Source organism: Vibrio crassostreae (assembly GCF_041439375.1).
GTDB classification, from domain to species: domain Bacteria; phylum Pseudomonadota; class Gammaproteobacteria; order Enterobacterales; family Vibrionaceae; genus Vibrio; species Vibrio crassostreae_D.
This window is the reverse complement of the sequence record NZ_JBGONY010000035.1, coordinates 42,393-57,361: the sequence shown is the minus strand read 5'-3', so window position 1 is coordinate 57,361 and position 14,969 is coordinate 42,393. Positions and strand designations below refer to the sequence as shown.

At 43.6% G+C, this 14,969-nt stretch carries 13 protein-coding genes and 1 riboswitch; of the genes, 4 read left to right on the top strand and 9 right to left on the bottom strand.

What is annotated here, in order from left to right:
* Positions 1-419 precede the first annotated feature (419 nt).
* Positions 420-872, top strand: a complete 453-nt coding sequence (locus ACED45_RS15075; protein WP_017061054.1) for an RNA recognition motif domain-containing protein — start codon at positions 420-422, stop codon at positions 870-872.
* On the opposite strand, the gene murI is transcribed toward ACED45_RS15075, so the two are convergent.
* Genes murI through btuB form a run of 3 tightly spaced genes read right to left on the bottom strand, consistent with a single transcriptional unit; the run spans position 835 to position 4,251 of the window.
* Entirely contained in the window at positions 835-1,641 is an 807-nt protein-coding gene (murI, locus tag ACED45_RS15070) for a glutamate racemase (protein WP_102478826.1), read from the bottom strand. The genes ACED45_RS15075 and murI overlap by 38 nt on opposite strands.
* Positions 1,642-1,701: 60 nt before the next feature.
* Complete coding sequence (locus ACED45_RS15065; protein WP_371714368.1) at positions 1,702-2,367, bottom strand: ATPase; 666 nt, start codon at positions 2,365-2,367, stop codon at positions 1,702-1,704.
* A gap of 48 nt (positions 2,368-2,415) precedes the next feature.
* Positions 2,416-4,251 (bottom strand): TonB-dependent vitamin B12 receptor, encoded by a 1,836-nt coding sequence (gene btuB, locus ACED45_RS15060; protein WP_371714367.1) that lies wholly within the window; start codon positions 4,249-4,251, stop codon positions 2,416-2,418.
* A 40-nt stretch (positions 4,252-4,291) separates the two neighbouring features.
* Positions 4,292-4,496: riboswitch (cobalamin riboswitch) on the bottom strand.
* Between the two features lie 154 nt (positions 4,497-4,650).
* On the opposite strand from btuB, the gene trmA reads away from it, so the two are divergent.
* Positions 4,651-5,760 carry a tRNA (uridine(54)-C5)-methyltransferase TrmA gene (gene trmA / locus ACED45_RS15055; RefSeq protein ID WP_371714366.1) on the top strand — a complete coding sequence of 370 codons (1,110 nt, stop codon included), beginning with the start codon at positions 4,651-4,653 and terminating at the stop codon, positions 5,758-5,760.
* An 80-nt stretch (positions 5,761-5,840) separates the two neighbouring features.
* Here the strand turns inward: trmA and ACED45_RS15050 are convergent, their stop codons facing one another.
* The gene (locus ACED45_RS15050; RefSeq protein ID WP_004736696.1) at positions 5,841-6,212 is read right to left on the bottom strand and encodes a YijD family membrane protein; all 372 of its coding nucleotides are present in this window, start codon (positions 6,210-6,212) and stop codon (positions 5,841-5,843) included.
* On the bottom strand, positions 6,212-6,853 hold the full coding sequence (fabR, locus tag ACED45_RS15045; protein WP_010438693.1) for an HTH-type transcriptional repressor FabR: 642 nt from the start codon (positions 6,851-6,853) through the stop codon (positions 6,212-6,214). Before fabR ends, ACED45_RS15050 begins: the two co-directional genes overlap by 1 nt.
* 327 nt (positions 6,854-7,180) lie before the next feature.
* Here fabR and sthA point away from each other — a divergent pair, with 327 nt between their 5' ends.
* Complete coding sequence (sthA, locus tag ACED45_RS15040; RefSeq protein ID WP_019820517.1) at positions 7,181-8,581, top strand: Si-specific NAD(P)(+) transhydrogenase; 1,401 nt, start codon at positions 7,181-7,183, stop codon at positions 8,579-8,581.
* A gap of 184 nt (positions 8,582-8,765) precedes the next feature.
* Here the strand turns inward: sthA and dinF are convergent, their stop codons facing one another.
* The 4 genes from dinF to ACED45_RS15020 form a co-directional block, all read right to left on the bottom strand.
* Entirely contained in the window at positions 8,766-10,121 is a 1,356-nt protein-coding gene (gene dinF, locus ACED45_RS15035; RefSeq protein WP_186727998.1) for an MATE family efflux transporter DinF, read from the bottom strand.
* 117 nt (positions 10,122-10,238) lie between these two features.
* Complete coding sequence (locus tag ACED45_RS15030; RefSeq protein WP_146489776.1) at positions 10,239-11,117, bottom strand: class I SAM-dependent methyltransferase; 879 nt, start codon at positions 11,115-11,117, stop codon at positions 10,239-10,241.
* Between the two features lie 97 nt (positions 11,118-11,214).
* Positions 11,215-11,835 carry a transcriptional repressor LexA gene (gene lexA / locus ACED45_RS15025; RefSeq protein ID WP_019820514.1) on the bottom strand — a complete coding sequence of 207 codons (621 nt, stop codon included), beginning with the start codon at positions 11,833-11,835 and terminating at the stop codon, positions 11,215-11,217.
* Positions 11,836-11,929: 94 nt separating this feature from the next.
* On the bottom strand, positions 11,930-12,292 hold the full coding sequence (locus ACED45_RS15020; RefSeq protein ID WP_029405300.1) for a diacylglycerol kinase: 363 nt from the start codon (positions 12,290-12,292) through the stop codon (positions 11,930-11,932).
* Between the two features lie 220 nt (positions 12,293-12,512).
* Here ACED45_RS15020 and plsB point away from each other — a divergent pair, with 220 nt between their 5' ends.
* Positions 12,513-14,936, top strand: coding sequence for a glycerol-3-phosphate 1-O-acyltransferase PlsB (gene plsB / locus ACED45_RS15015; protein WP_146489777.1), 2,424 nt, complete (start codon positions 12,513-12,515; stop codon positions 14,934-14,936).
* The last annotated feature ends 33 nt before the right edge of the window (positions 14,937-14,969 follow it).

Here is a 14,969-nt window from a genome sequence, read left to right as displayed (position 1 = left end):
TGATATTCATCAACGAGTGCCCACACAGATTGATAGGTTTAAATTGTTAAAGAGCGCTAGCGTTTTGTGATTCACATCTCAGTCGCTAGGGGTGCGTACTATACCTGCACCACTTTGAGAGTCAAGGGTTATTTTCAAACTCTTTTTCTCTACCGATTTCGCTGTGTGACTTTCGTCTCACTCCGTGTCGGTGAGGCGGCATTATAGAGAGATTGAAGGGGAGCACAAGGGCTTTTTGAAATAAAAGTTTTGTTCGCCTAAAAAGCCACCAGATCCGCATTTTTCGAATAAAAACTAAACATTTGAGACGTATCACAGCAATACATTGGAAAAATGGAAGCCATGAACGTAAGATTCATGTGTCTATTTTGTTAATGGTAGATGCGTCTATTTCGTTTATTAATATGTAGTATTCCGATATGAACTCAAAAAAATCGATGTTGTTAATTGTCGCACTGGCTGTATTAGGCGGCATTGTTTTCTCTCAGGTAGATATATCGCCTGCAATTACCTTTATCCTTGGTGTCTTGGCTTCCGCTTTTGTTGTTAACTTTTCAAGCACCGACTCAAAATCAGATTCAGAACCTAAGGCTTCAACAAAAACACTTTATGTGGGTAACCTTCCATACAAAGCGAACGAATCACATGTACGTGAATTATTCTCAGAGCATGGTGAAGTATTTGCAGTACGTTTAATGAAAGACAAACGTACTGGTAAAAGAAGAGGCTTTGGATTTGTTGTTATGGCAAGTAATGATGTGAATCATGCAATATCTGCACTTAACGATAAAGATTACATGCAACGAACTTTAAAAGTACGTGTTGCAAATGATCCTAAACATCCTGAAGCGGACGAATCTGAACTGAGCTAAATCCTAACTGCTTTAACATACTATTTAGTGCACTTTCTTTTTTAGGGAGTGCACTACAAAAAACCTCACGCACTCCACCTTCTTTATTAATGCTTTCCAAGCTCAACAAATCTTGAACCCGCTTAGCTATCGCTTTACCAGAATCTATCAGCACTACGCTTTCACCTAATACTTGTTGAATCTCTGATTTGATCAGTGGGAAGTGGGTACATCCTAAAACTGCCACATCAATCATGTTGATCATCGGTTGAAGAATTTGCTGCAACTCTTCAAGGCTAATCTCCTCGCCTCTAAGTTTATCTTCGGCCATATCCACCAGCCGAGTGGAACCTAATAGCTCCACTCTTTTATTACTCGAAAAATTTTTGATTAGATCGTGTGTGTATTCACGAGTAATCGTCGCTGGAGTTGCAATAAGGCCAACGGCTTTATTAGCCAATAATGAAGCTGGTTTGATTGCCGGGACAACACCGACAATAGGGATAAGATTATTAGCGCGAAGTGTAGGCAAGACTATCGTACTGGCCGTATTACAAGCTATCACTACAATATCAATATCGTGACTCACCACAAAACTGGCCACGATACTTTGGACTCGCTGAATGAGAACTTGCTGATCGAGCTCACCATATGGGTAAGCTTCGTTATCGAATACATAGATATAGTTGTGATTGGGTAGTAACTGGCTTATCTCTTTATATACAGACAGACCGCCAACTCCAGAATCAAAGACCAATATGTTTTTTTGTATGCTTTCCGACACAACCATTACCTGTAATAAGTTCCACAGCAATGATACCCCTTCACTTAGTTTTCGCCAATCATCACTCTACATAATGCAAGCTCGGTAGCGTTGATGCACAAAGCGCTCACCCTGCTCTGCATTTTCTAGCTCTATCTTAAGTTTTCCTTTAAAGCATGGCGCTGACGTTACTAAGGTATGAAACTCACCACCTTCACCACATGGGTCGACGTGACTTGGCAGACTGTCTATTAGTTCAGGTGTGTATTCTTTCCCGCAATAGCTCATGTCTAATGCATCGATATCAACTGTGACGAGAAAGGTTTCGATTCCTCTATCTATTATTTCTTGAGCCAGCGCTTGGCTACTCTGTCCCAGTAGAGGAAAAACACACTCCCAACCCGCAGGTTCTATATAACTTCTTCGGTAATCAGCAATACCATTGCAAAACATATCGCCGAATGCCACGGCATCGATAAATAAACCAGATCCTTTAAGTGCCGTAACAATAGTACTTTGATAGATCTCATTACTTGGAAAGACTTCCGGCAGCTCAATCGTTATTAATGGCAAACCAATCAATGTTGCCTGCATTCCGACAACCTCGATTGGCGTTACTTGGAAAGGAACCTCATTTCCCACATACGTAGTATAGAGAGCAACAACTTCATACTCAGTGCTTTCAAGTAGACGTTCTAGGATTAATGTAGAGTCTTTGCCTGATGACCAACTTATGACGACTTTCTTTTTCATTGATATACCCAATAAGAAAAAACCGCCCGAAGGCGGTTTAGGTGTTAATTAGAATTGGTAAGTAGCATTCATGTGATATGTACGCTCTGGTGATGGGTACCCACCAGCAGTCTCATACTCTTCGTCAGTTAAATTATCCACTCGACCATTTAAAGTTAGGTTTTCATTCGCATAGTAGTTCACTGAAACATCAAACAAACTATACGCTGCAAGATCTTCAGAGAAATCCGGTCTCTCACCGACATATTGGTAACCTAGCGAAACATCAACCTCATCGAAACTAGCCACTGCATTATACTTGTAAATCTTCTTAGCTCGGCGTATCAATTGCTCACCAGATTGATCTTCTGGGTCTTGGAAGTTAGCGCTCACTTGGTGATTAATAAAGCTAGTATCAAATCCAACGACCACTTCCACACCACGCAGTTGGCTTTCGCCACCGGTATTGTAGTACTTGCTTGTCGCGTAGTTGTAATCAATTAAGTCTTCGACATTCGTATCATAGCCAGTAATCGACCAATCAACATCTTTGATTAAGCCACCAAAAGTCAGCTCAAATGAATCTGCCTTTTCAGCTTCTAACTGTGCATTACCGTAGTAGCTATAAAGTTGATATAAGTTAGGTGCCTTGAATGATGTGCCATAAGCCGCTTTTACGAAAAGCCACTCAGCATAACGGTAGCCTAACCCGGTATTGTAAGTAGTCTCAGTACCAAACTGTTCATTATCATCAACACGAAGGCTAAGCTCACCAAACACTTTATCCGCATCTGCGTTTAATGCTGCGAAGTATGCAATATTCGTTCTATCGTATTCAGTATTCGAAGGCTTCACAATATAAGCCTCATCACGCCAATCTACACCGCCACTAAGAGTCAGTGCCGAAGTCAGTTTGTATGAATTCACCCATTGAACATTTAGCTGTTCGAGTTCATCAGATGTTGCTGACACCGAGTTTTTACCTAAGGACTGTTCGTAGTTCCAGTTATCTTGATTCTGATAGTTAACTAGGAAATCAGACTTAAGTTCACTGCCACTATATTTAACCCCAGCAGCAAAGGTAGAATTCTGAACTTCTGCCTCTTTGTAAGAGTGGACAGGTGCTCCCGTAATATAATCAACATACGAACCATCATATTGAGAGATAGTCTCGAACATTCGGAAGTTAGCAAAGCCACTCCATTGCTGATCAAAGTTATGAACATAACCAATTAGTGCGTTGCGCGATTCGAAACCATGGCGGTCACCATCATTTATTCCCGAGATTGGGTGAACGTTGTAACCCTCATCCGAATCGTAACCAACAGATACGTTTAAGTGACCATTTTCGCCAACTTTAGTACCGCTAACAAAACTTAACTCTTCATAATCACGGCTGCCTAATCCCGCACTCACTACCGTTTCTTCATTGTCAGAACTGGCAACTGTAATGATATTAATCACACCACCAATAGCCTCTGAACCATACATAGCAGCACGAGCGCCTCGTACATACTCGACTCGTTCAACAAATGTGATTGGCAGCTGGCTGAAATCGACACCACCTTTTGCAGCGCGAGCAAAACGAATGCCGTCAATTAACACAAGAACCTGATCAGAGTTAGCACCTCGAACAAAGATCGAAGCTTGCTGGCCTCTACCACCATTCTGTGTAACTTGAATACCCGTTAATCGTTTGAATACATCAGTTAGTGACTTAGCTTGAATACGAGCTATATCTTGACGTGTCACAACCTCAACTTGAGCGACAACACTTTCAGTGCTTTGCTCAAAACGGTTAGCCGTAACCACCATGGTTTCGTCGGTAGATGCTTGTTGGGCGTGTAAATTGGAGATAGGTGAAAGCAGCGATGCTACAGCAACCGCTAAAAGGGATTTGTTCATGTTGTGATCCTAAATCGCGTAAAGTCCTACCAAACCACATCTTATGGTTTGGCCGCTGGCAGGTATTCGGACTCAAGAGCACAACCTTTATGGTTACCTAATACTCGACTTCCCACAAAAAGCTATTTGCAGTGTCTTATGAATACTCGTTCTCTTTTACCGCTGCGCGTCAGTTCTGGATTTACACCAGATTCCCTCTTCAGCCATCTATACATCTAAATGACACCAGCTTGCCGAAGATAGTATTGACCTCTGAATCATTTGTCTAGTCTAAGATAGTTATAAGCTATAGTTTTCATGGCCTATTTACACTGAATGACTCTCAACACTGGACAAGCGCCTGTGATTGAATAAAATCTGCGCTCTTGATTTAAAAGCACGACAGCAAAAGGCATAACAATGGCGAATTTAGATGTAAACCCGCAACGCTACCAAGAACAACTGGCAGAAAAGACAGAGCGTCTTACTGAAATGTTCTCAGAATATAATGTGCCTGAGCTGGAAGTGTACGAATCTCCAGAACAACACTACCGCATGCGTGCTGAGTTCCGCGTGTGGCATGAAGGTGACGATATGTATTACGTCATGTTCAACCAAGAGACTAAAGAAAAATATCGCGTAGACCAGTTCCCTGCTGCTAGCCGTCTAATCAATGACTTGATGCCTCTATTAACGGATGCAATGAAGGACAACTACTCTCTACGCCACAAACTATTCCAAGTAGATTTCCTTTCTACATTAAGCGGCGAGATTTTGGTGTCACTACTTTACCACCGTCAATTAGGTGAACAGTGGATTCAAGATGCTAAAGTACTTAAGCAGCAATTAAACGATGAAGGTTTTAACCTAAACCTAATTGGTCGTGCGCGTAAGATGAAAATCATACTGGACCGTGACTACGTTATTGAAAAGCTAGACGTGAATGGTGATAGCTACATCTACCAACAAGTAGAGAACAGCTTTACTCAACCAAACGGAAAAGTAGCAGAGAAAATGTTGGAATGGGCTGTCGACTGTACTCAAGACAGCAAAGGCGACTTGCTTGAGCTTTACTGTGGTAACGGTAACTTCTCATTAGCGCTGGCACAAAACTTCGAGCGTGTACTGGCAACAGAACTGGCGAAGCCGTCAGTGGAATCTGCGCAATACAACATCGCGGCGAACAACATTGAAAATGTTCAGATCATCCGTATGTCTGCAGAAGATTTTACCGTAGCAATGGAAGGCAAGCGTGAATTCCGTCGTCTACAGCAAGCGAACATCGATCTTAAAAGCTACAACTGCAACACTATCTTTGTTGATCCACCGCGTTCAGGTATGGATGTAGATACTTGTAAGATGGTTCAAGGCTACGAGCGTATCATGTACATCTCTTGTAACCCTGAAACGTTGAAAGAGAACCTAGAGCTCCTAAGCGAAACACACAATATCACTCGTTTTGCTCTGTTTGACCAGTTCCCTTACACCCACCACATGGAAGCGGGTGTATTCTTAGAGCGCAAAGCATAAGTCTCGCTTTCTCGGCCTAAGACAAACAGCAAATACAAAAAAACGAGCCAATTGGCTCGTTTTTTTATTTATAGATTGGTTTAAGCGGTTTTACCGATAAAGCCTAGCTTCTTACCTACCCAGGCTAAAAGCAGCATCGCGACAATAATCGCGAAGAAGTTTGAACCTGCATCAGGGTGTTGTGCTTTCACAAAAGCCGAGTGGCCAAATGCACCCACGAAGAAACAAGCTAGACCTACTAGTGGGATATCTTCAGATACTGGATTAGTTAGGTATTCTTGGTAAAGCGCTTGTACTGCCAAAACTAAAGCGATAAGCGGGAAAATAGAGAAGCCCACTTCGCTCATTGTTACCCAAGATAACAATGCATCACCACATACACCGGCTACAACAGCAAGTACGAGTGTCTTTCTTTCAGAACCACGGTTTACAGTATTATTTTCATTCGACATTATTCAATCCCGCCTTTTAATCGGTTACGTTCACGTTCTTTACGATACCAAAAAGCTCCTTTGGCCATCATTCGCAATTGCATGATCAAGCGTTCAGCCAATTCATCTCGCTGACGTCGATCTAAATCTAATGCTTCTGCCCCTGAGTTGAAGACTAAGATGACCGAGGCTTCAGCTTGAGTGAAAGCTTCGTCCCTTGTCATGCCAGTCGTTATCAAATATTCGGTTAACTCAGCAGAGAAGTGCTGTATCTCACGAGCTACCGCTGCACGAAACTCAAATGAAGTTCCTGAGCGCTCTCGCAATAACAGTCTGAATACGTTAGGGCTGCTTTCAATGAATTCCATAAAGGTTTCAACCGATGTGCGAATCACACTGCCTTCTTTTACTATGCGTTGCCTAGCTTGACGCATTAACTGGCGCAACAGTAAGCCACCTTCATCAACCATGGTTAAGCCAAGCTCATCCATGTCTTTGAAGTGACGATAAAAGGAAGTCGGTGCTATTCCAGCCTCACGAGCGACTTCTCTCAAGCTTAGATTGGAAAAACTACGATCGGCACTGAGCTGGCTAAATGCTGCATCGATTAAGCTGCGACGAGTTTTTTCTTTTTGCTGTGCGCGAATGCCCATTGGTTTCATACTTTATCAATTTCTTCTTTTACAGCCTAAACAGGCGTGTCTAATACTCTGTTTAATATAACGCGAATCACTTATTTATATAAGGCACTCTGGTTATATAAGACACTAAACATACCTCTTTGTTCACGTACCGAAGTAAATACGTTCGCAGAAAAAATTTCAATATCCACACTGTCATTTGGAGACATACGACAGACCAAATATTATTTTTTCGATAACACTGCGTGATCCCACCGACTCTCTGATGCCCTTTTCATGTACCCAAGAACAGAATCAGTTAAAATCTCGCTAAAGCAATGTTAATCAAATATAACAAGGAAGATATCTATGCCGCACTCCAACCACTTTGATGTAATCGTAATTGGTAGTGGCCCCGGAGGAGAAGGGGCAGCGATGGGATTAACCAAAGCCGGGTTGAACGTTGCAATCATTGAGAAAGAGAGCAGCGTTGGTGGTGGTTGTACTCACTGGGGAACAATACCTTCAAAAGCACTGCGCCATGCCGTAAGTCGTATTATCGAATTCAACAGTAATCCGCTGTTTTGTCAGAACAACAAAAGCATTCACTCTACGTTTTCCAACATTTTGGGTCATGCTAAATCAGTTATCGATAAACAGACTCGATTACGCCAAGGCTTCTACGACCGCAACCAGTGCACGCTGGTATTTGGTACTGCACGTTTTATCGACACCAACACTGTCTCGGTAATGCAAAGCGATGGCACTGAAGAACATTACAGTGCAGACAAATTTGTTATCGCGACAGGCTCTCGCCCTTACCAACCAGATAACGTCGACTTCCTGCATGAACGTATCTACGACAGCGACTCGATTCTTTCTCTTAAACACGACCCGCAACACATCATTATCTATGGTGCTGGCGTTATTGGTTGTGAATATGCGTCGATTTTCCGCGGTTTGGGTGTAAAAACCGATCTTATCAATACTCGTGACCGCTTGTTGTCATTCCTAGACAATGAAACCTCAGATGCACTTTCTTACCACTTCTGGAACAGCGGTGTCGTGATTCGCAACGATGAAACCTTTGAGAAAATTGAAGGGACTGATGATGGCGTGATCATCCACCTAGAGTCAGGTAAAAAGATGCGTGCTGACTGCCTTCTCTATGCCAATGGCCGAACGGGTAATACCGACAAACTTAACCTTAGTGCTGTTGGCTTAGAAGCGGACTCTCGAGGTCAGGTATCAGTGAATACCAACTACCAAACTAGCGTTGATCACGTTTACGCGGTAGGTGATGTCATAGGCTACCCTAGCCTAGCAAGCGCGGCTTATGACCAAGGTCGATTTGTTGCCCAAGCAATTGTCAAAGGCGAAGCAGAAGGTCACCTAATTGAAGACATTCCAACAGGTATCTACACCATCCCTGAGATCAGCTCTGTAGGTAAAACAGAACAAGAACTTACCGCTGCAAAAGTACCGTATGAAGTAGGACGTTCTTCATTCAAGCACCTAGCTCGCGCTCAAATTGCGGGGAAAGATATTGGTAGCTTGAAGATTCTGTTCCATCGCGAAACCAAAGAGATTTTAGGTATCCACGTGTTTGGTGAGCGTGCAGCTGAAATCATTCATATCGGACAAGCGATTATGGAACAAAAAGGTGAAGCAAATACCATCGAGTACTTTGTGAATACGACCTTTAACTACCCAACCATGGCAGAAGCTTATCGTGTTGCAGCACTCAACGGTCTTAACCGTTTGTTCTAGATAAAGAACCGATAGGAGTATTTGACCACCCATAGGCCAAATACATAAACAGCAAGCCGCGCGCTTGCTGTTTTTATTTAAGGCATTGAATAATAGGGCATTAGTAGCAATTAGATCATGATGTTCTAAATACCTCTTTACCTGTACAACCTCATTTACCCTTCCATAAACAGAGTCCCAAGAGCTAAGCGAGAAACTCACCCTTCTTCCACTGAGAAACAAACAACACACCCAAGCCAACCCCGCGCATTGCCATAAAGCTCAGCATCGCTAGCCACAGTGCATGGTTCTCTAAACCTGATGCTAAGTAGAAAATCGCGAAGAAACTGCAGGTCGCAACAAACATACTATTGCGCATATCCTTGCCTTTAGTGGCCCCAACAAAAATACCATCCAACAAGAAGCACCACATAGACACCAATGGCATTGCGATTAACCACGGTAAATACACCTCGGCTTGGCTCTTCACGTCTGGGATTGTAGTGATCATATTAATTAAGCTCGAGCCAGCAATTGCGAATACTATGGTCAGTACCAAACAAATATTGAAGCTCCAGAAGAAAGTACCAATCAATGACTGGTTCAGTTCATCTTGGTCTTTCGCACCTATCGCCTTACCGACCATGGCTTCCATTGCATAGGCAAAACCATCCATCCCATAAGAGATGATCATCAAAAAACTCATTAACACTGCATTGGCCGCAACAACATCATCGCCAAAGCTTGCACCTTGGAAGGTCATGAAAGTGAAAGTCGCTTGTAGGCACAATGAACGAAGAAAGATATCGCGATTCAGTTTCACGAAACGACTCAAACCTTGGCTGGTTTTCTTAAGCAGATCCCATGGCGATGGCAACTGTTTCTTCGCCCAGATTCGGTAAACACAAATCAGGCCAAATGTTAGACCAGCATAATCAGCCATTACAGATGCCAATGCTGCACCTTCCACTTGCCACCCTAAACCGATAACAAAAACGATATCCAAAACGATATTAGTGACATTGGTGATTATCACCATCCACATTGGCGCTTTGGCATTTTGAGTCCCGAGCAGCCAACCTAGAATCACAAAATTAGTCAGCGCAGCAGGCGCACTCCAAGCTCGGATTGAGAAGTATTGCTGACCATAGTGCTTAACTTGATCACTGGCGCTGCTCAATGAGAAAACTAAATCGGCGACTAGACTGTGTAAAAGCAAAAAGGCACCTGCAAACCCTAAAGCCATGGTCACGCCTTGCACAAAAACTAGGCCAAGTTGCTTACCATCATTCGCACCATAAGATTGTGCGGCTAGCCCTGTTGTCGACATACGCAGAAAACCAAGCAACCAAAAGGTCACGCTGATCATTGTGCCGCCCAGCGCCACACCACCTAAATACCAAGAATGCTCTAAGTGGCCGATAACCGCCGCATCGACTAAGCCCAGCAGTGGAACAGTAATATTAGAGAGAACCATCGGGATCGCGAGCAACAGCACTTTTTTGTGCATCGCCTGATTGGATAGCGTTTGAAAAATAATTTGGGGGTTAAATAGCTTCACGATCACCTCTTAGTTTAGAGGCGATAGTTTAACCTAGTGGGTGGGCTTTCACTATGTTGTGGAATTTTACTTATACCGATTGTGTACTCAGTTACTCGAAATGCAGAATCGCTAAGATTACCACTTAACGAGTACTAACTGCGGCGTTAAGCGCTTTTTGACCTGAGAGATTTTACAAAGAAGTCGCTGCCACAACTTCCAACGATTACATTGCTGTTCTAATGGTGAAAATGACTTAACCCATTGAGCCCATGGCAACCAATTGAGAACACTGTCTATTGGTGAAGATAACCCGTGAGCATACTTTCCTGAACCAAGCTTTTGCCCAAGAGCACTAGAGCTTTTATCTCCAGCTAACACTAAACACGCGTGTGCATGAGTAAAATAACGACTGAGAGACTGAATAAAGTGCGCGGTCTGTTGTTCATTGCAATCCAGCAAAGCATGTTCACACACCACCATCACTGAGGCTTGTTCTGGAATGTTAAGTTCATCCAACCAAGTTAGTTCATCAACAGAGCCACACTCCAAACGATAGCGTTCATTTTTGTGGAACAGGCGTTGGCGCCACACTAGGTTTTCCGTCACATCCAGCTCAACCCAATGGCAGCGTCCATTATCCAAACGGTAGAAACGGGTGTCGAGCCCTGCCCCAACATTGATGATCCAGGCATCTGGGTTGTGAGACAGAAATTGTTGAACTTGAGAGTCACAAAGTTGAGTCAGTGTTGCGTAGAGAAGTTGTTGCTGATCGAGCTCGCCAGTAAGACATTCAGGTGCGAGTTGGCAACGCTTGCAGGCTTGTGCTGCGATAGGGTCATAAACGAGACCATCATCAGCTAGGCTTTCACGACTACGAAACCAAAGGTGTTGAACGAGGTTGGTTGGAACTTGGAATTCTTGATGTGCAGCCCCTTGAACAGAAGAAGCCTTTTGCACAGAGGAGCGCGGCTTACGAGTAAGCGGCTTCATTTGAGGTTTGGTTGGGTTTGGCATCATCATCTTCCTTGTATCTCGACAAAGAAGATGATAATGAATATCAATTACAATAACAAGTTATTGAGAATAAATATCAATAAACAGTTTGTACTTATTACATCCAGTCGGTGTTACGAATAATACCAACCGCAAGTCCTTCAATAGACAAGTGTTGAGATTCTAGATCGACATGGATTGGAGAAAACTCTTCATTTTCAGCGTGTAACAGAACCGTTGAACCTTTACGTTCTAGGCGTTTTACCGTTACATCATCATCGACACGAGCCACGACAACCTGACCATCGCGTACATCTTGTGTTTTATGAACAGCCAGTAGATCACCATCCATAATACCGATGTCTTTCATACTTTCGCCATTTACACGAAGTAAGAAGTCAGCTTGTGGCTTAAACATGCCTGGGTCAACTTGGTAATGCATCTCTACATGCTCTTGAGCCAAGATAGGCTCACCAGCGGCAACCTGACCGATTAATGGTAAACCTTGCTCTTCGTTTGCAGCATCTTCGAGCAAAATACGAATACCGCGAGACGCACCCGGGATAATCTCAATCGCTTCTTTACGAGCAAGAGCTTTCAAATGTTCTTCTGCAGCATTAGCAGAACGGAAGCCTAGTTCACGTGCGATTTCTGCACGTGTCGGTGGCATACCGGAATCTTCGATCTTACCTTTGATAAGGTCAAAGACTTGTTGCTGGCGGGGCGTTAACGGCTTCATGATTCACCTGTCTTTTTATACAGTTGACTGTGAGTATATCCAGTAACTGAACAAAAGCAAAGCAATTGGTTGTTTTTAGTTCATTTTTAGCAAATTACAAAAACAAGATATCTAGCCATACATAACCGGCTAGTGCCAAACAGATGAAAACCGCAGCCGAACCGACATCTTTCGCCATCCCGGAAAGCTCATGGTGTTCACTGCCGATTCGGTCGACAACCGCCTCAATCGCGGTATTGATTAGCTCGACAACCATCACCAACACGACTACTGAGATCATCAGGATTCGCTCTACTTGGCTTACATCTAAGTAAAATGCCAACGGAATAAGCACGGCTGCCATGAACACTTCTTGTCGAAATGCAGCCTCGTTTTTAAACGAACTGGTAATGCCTTGCCATGAAAAGCCTGCTGCTTTGATGATGCGTTTGAATCCGGTGTTTGATTTTTTGGTCATTTTTAACCCTATACTCAATCAGTCGATGAATGATTTTCCACAAACTTAACGGCAATATGACTATTTCCATTAAAAGGTTAGACCAGTTTCTGGTATTCTTGCATCGATTAAATTTACGCCTAGGCTTATCCCTATTTCACTCATAGGATTTATCCTTTTTAGCATAGAAATAGAGATACGCTTCAGCACATTGAAATAACTATTGAGGCAGTGAACCTATATGTCTTCTGGACAATCTTTTTCACGTTCATTAATGAAGCTACCTTTATCCGTATTGGTAAAGGGCACATCAATTCCTTCAAACCCTGTCGAGGATTTGAACATTGATTTGAGCAAACCGATTGTATACGCCTTACCGTTTCGCTCAAGTGTAGACATTCTTACATTGCAAAAACATGCACTTGAATTAGGCCTACCTGATCCGTTGAGCATGCTTGAAATCAACGGCAAATCACTGCAACGCTACGTTTTTATCTCTTCTCGCAAAACTCTACTGCAAGACGATGATTATGTACCAAGCTCTTCAATTGAAGTTTTCTCTGAATTGCTTTCACTACACGCTGACGACTCTGAACTCGATGTTCAAGTCATCCCTGCCACTGTGCTGTGGGGACGCAAACCTGGTAAAGAGAATAATCAGAAGCCTTACCTACAGGCAATGAACGGCTTAGAGAAATCAAAAGCAGTATTGCTAGCAGGCCGCGACTGTCTGGTTCGTTTTAGCCCAGTGGTTTCTCTACGCTATATGGCCAATTCACACGGCACCGACAGCACCATCGCTCACAAACTGGCGCGCGTGGCACGAATTCACTTTTCTCGCCAGAAACTTGCTGCCTCAGGCCCTAACCTGCCAAGCCGCCAGGCTCTGTTCGATCGCCTACTAAAATCAGAAGCGATCAAGAAAGCGATTGAAGACGAAGCGCAAGCAAAGAACATCTCGATCGAGAAAGCGAGCAAAGAAGCTCAAGATATCATGGACGAGATTGCGGCGAACTTCTCTTACTCGCTGATCAAGCGTGGTGAGAAGATTCTTGGCTGGCTGTGGAATAAGCTATACCAAGGCCTGCATATCAGCAACGCTTCAACGGTTCGTAAACTGGCTCAAGATGGCCACGAGATCGTTTATGTACCTTGTCACCGTAGCCACATGGATTACTTGTTGCTTTCTTATGTGCTTTACCACGAAGGCATGGTGCCTCCGCATATCGCTGCGGGTATCAACCTGAACTTCTTCCCTGCCGGTCCGATTTTCCGTCATGGTGGTGCGTTCTTTATTCGCCGTAGCTTCAAAGGCAATAAGCTTTACTCGACCATTTTCCGTGAATACCTAGCGGAATTGTTCGCTAAAGGTTACTCAGTAGAGTACTTCAGTGAAGGTGGCCGTTCTCGTACAGGTCGTTTACTGCAAGCGAAAACGGGCATGCTAGCCATGACAATTCAAGCAATGCTGCGCGGCATGAACCGTCCAGTGACTTTGGTTCCTGTGTACATCGGCTACGAGCACGTGATGGAAGTGGCGACTTATGCGAAAGAACTTCGTGGCAAGCGTAAAGAGAAAGAAAACGCGAGCCTAGTGATTCGTACCATTCGTAAGCTGCGTAACTTTGGTAAAGGCTACGTCAACTTCGGTGAGCCGATTCAGCTGAACCAATACCTGAATGAGCACTCACCAGAGTGGACGAAAGACATCGACCCTATGGGAACCAGCAAACCACAATGGATGAACCCGGTGGTTAATGACTTGGCGACCAAAATGATGACGCACATTAACGATGCGGCAGCGACCAATGCCCTGACCCTTTGTGCAACGGCACTATTGGCTTCAAGACAGCGCGCATTGTCTCGTGATTCTTTAGTTTCTCAGATCAATTGCTACCTGTCTCTGCTTAAGAACGTTCCATATTCTGCAACGTTCACTGTGCCAAAAGACAGCGCTGAAGATTTGGTAAAACATGCTGAGTCACTGAACAAGTTCTTGATTGAATCAGACTCAATGGGCGACATTATTTCACTAGACCGTCACCAGTCAATTCTGATGACCTACTACCGTAATAACATCATTCACTTGTTTGCTCTGCCATCATTAATTGCTCAGATGACTATTCGTCAGCACGGCTTAACGATTGATGCGATTCAAAAGAATGTTGCAGCAATTTACCCTTTCTTGAAGAAAGAGTTGTTCCTAAGCTACGACGAAGATCAGCTTGAAGATGTGGTTTCAAAGATCATTGAAGAACTAGTCGGCCAAGGCATGCTTGTAGTTTCTGATAACGAAGTCACCATCAACCAGTCAAACAGCCAAGCACTGATGCTACTAGGTCGTACGATTTCAGAGACACTACAACGTTATTCAATTGCTCTGAACCTATTGGCTGAGAATCCTGATTTGGATAAATCAGACCTTGAGCAGAAGAGCCAAGACATTGCACAGCGACTTGGTCGTCTACAAGGCATCAATGCACCAGAGTTCTTCGATAAAGGCGTGTTTGCATCGATGTTTGCAACTCTGAAACAGCAGCAATATCTGGATAACGATGGTAACTGTGATTTAGAAAAGACTCAGCAATTCGCTAAGCTTCTCTACTCAATGCTTTACCCAGAAGTACGTTTGACGATTCAAGAGAGTATCCACCAAGCAGAGTAACAATCCGTTTGGCGTCGCTTTCATAGCAAAGCG

What these genes read in the sequence shown, in the direction of transcription:
- ACED45_RS15075 (WP_017061054.1), top strand. Translation starts at nt 420, where the DNA reads ATGAACTCAAAAAAATCGATGTTGTTAATTGTCGCACTGGCTGTATTA.
- murI (WP_102478826.1), bottom strand. Translation starts at nt 1,641, where the DNA reads ATGGTTGTGTCGGAAAGCATACAAAAAAACATATTGGTCTTTGATTCT.
- ACED45_RS15065 (WP_371714368.1), bottom strand. Translation starts at nt 2,367, where the DNA reads ATGAAAAAGAAAGTCGTCATAAGTTGGTCATCAGGCAAAGACTCTACA.
- btuB (WP_371714367.1), bottom strand. Translation starts at nt 4,251, where the DNA reads ATGAACAAATCCCTTTTAGCGGTTGCTGTAGCATCGCTGCTTTCACCT.
- trmA (WP_371714366.1), top strand. Translation starts at nt 4,651, where the DNA reads ATGGCGAATTTAGATGTAAACCCGCAACGCTACCAAGAACAACTGGCA.
- ACED45_RS15050 (WP_004736696.1), bottom strand. Translation starts at nt 6,212, where the DNA reads ATGTCGAATGAAAATAATACTGTAAACCGTGGTTCTGAAAGAAAGACA.
- fabR (WP_010438693.1), bottom strand. Translation starts at nt 6,853, where the DNA reads ATGAAACCAATGGGCATTCGCGCACAGCAAAAAGAAAAAACTCGTCGC.
- sthA (WP_019820517.1), top strand. Translation starts at nt 7,181, where the DNA reads ATGCCGCACTCCAACCACTTTGATGTAATCGTAATTGGTAGTGGCCCC.
- ACED45_RS15030 (WP_146489776.1), bottom strand. Translation starts at nt 11,117, where the DNA reads ATGCCAAACCCAACCAAACCTCAAATGAAGCCGCTTACTCGTAAGCCG.
- lexA (WP_019820514.1), bottom strand. Translation starts at nt 11,835, where the DNA reads ATGAAGCCGTTAACGCCCCGCCAGCAACAAGTCTTTGACCTTATCAAA.
- ACED45_RS15020 (WP_029405300.1), bottom strand. Translation starts at nt 12,292, where the DNA reads ATGACCAAAAAATCAAACACCGGATTCAAACGCATCATCAAAGCAGCA.
- plsB (WP_146489777.1), top strand. Translation starts at nt 12,513, where the DNA reads ATGTCTTCTGGACAATCTTTTTCACGTTCATTAATGAAGCTACCTTTA.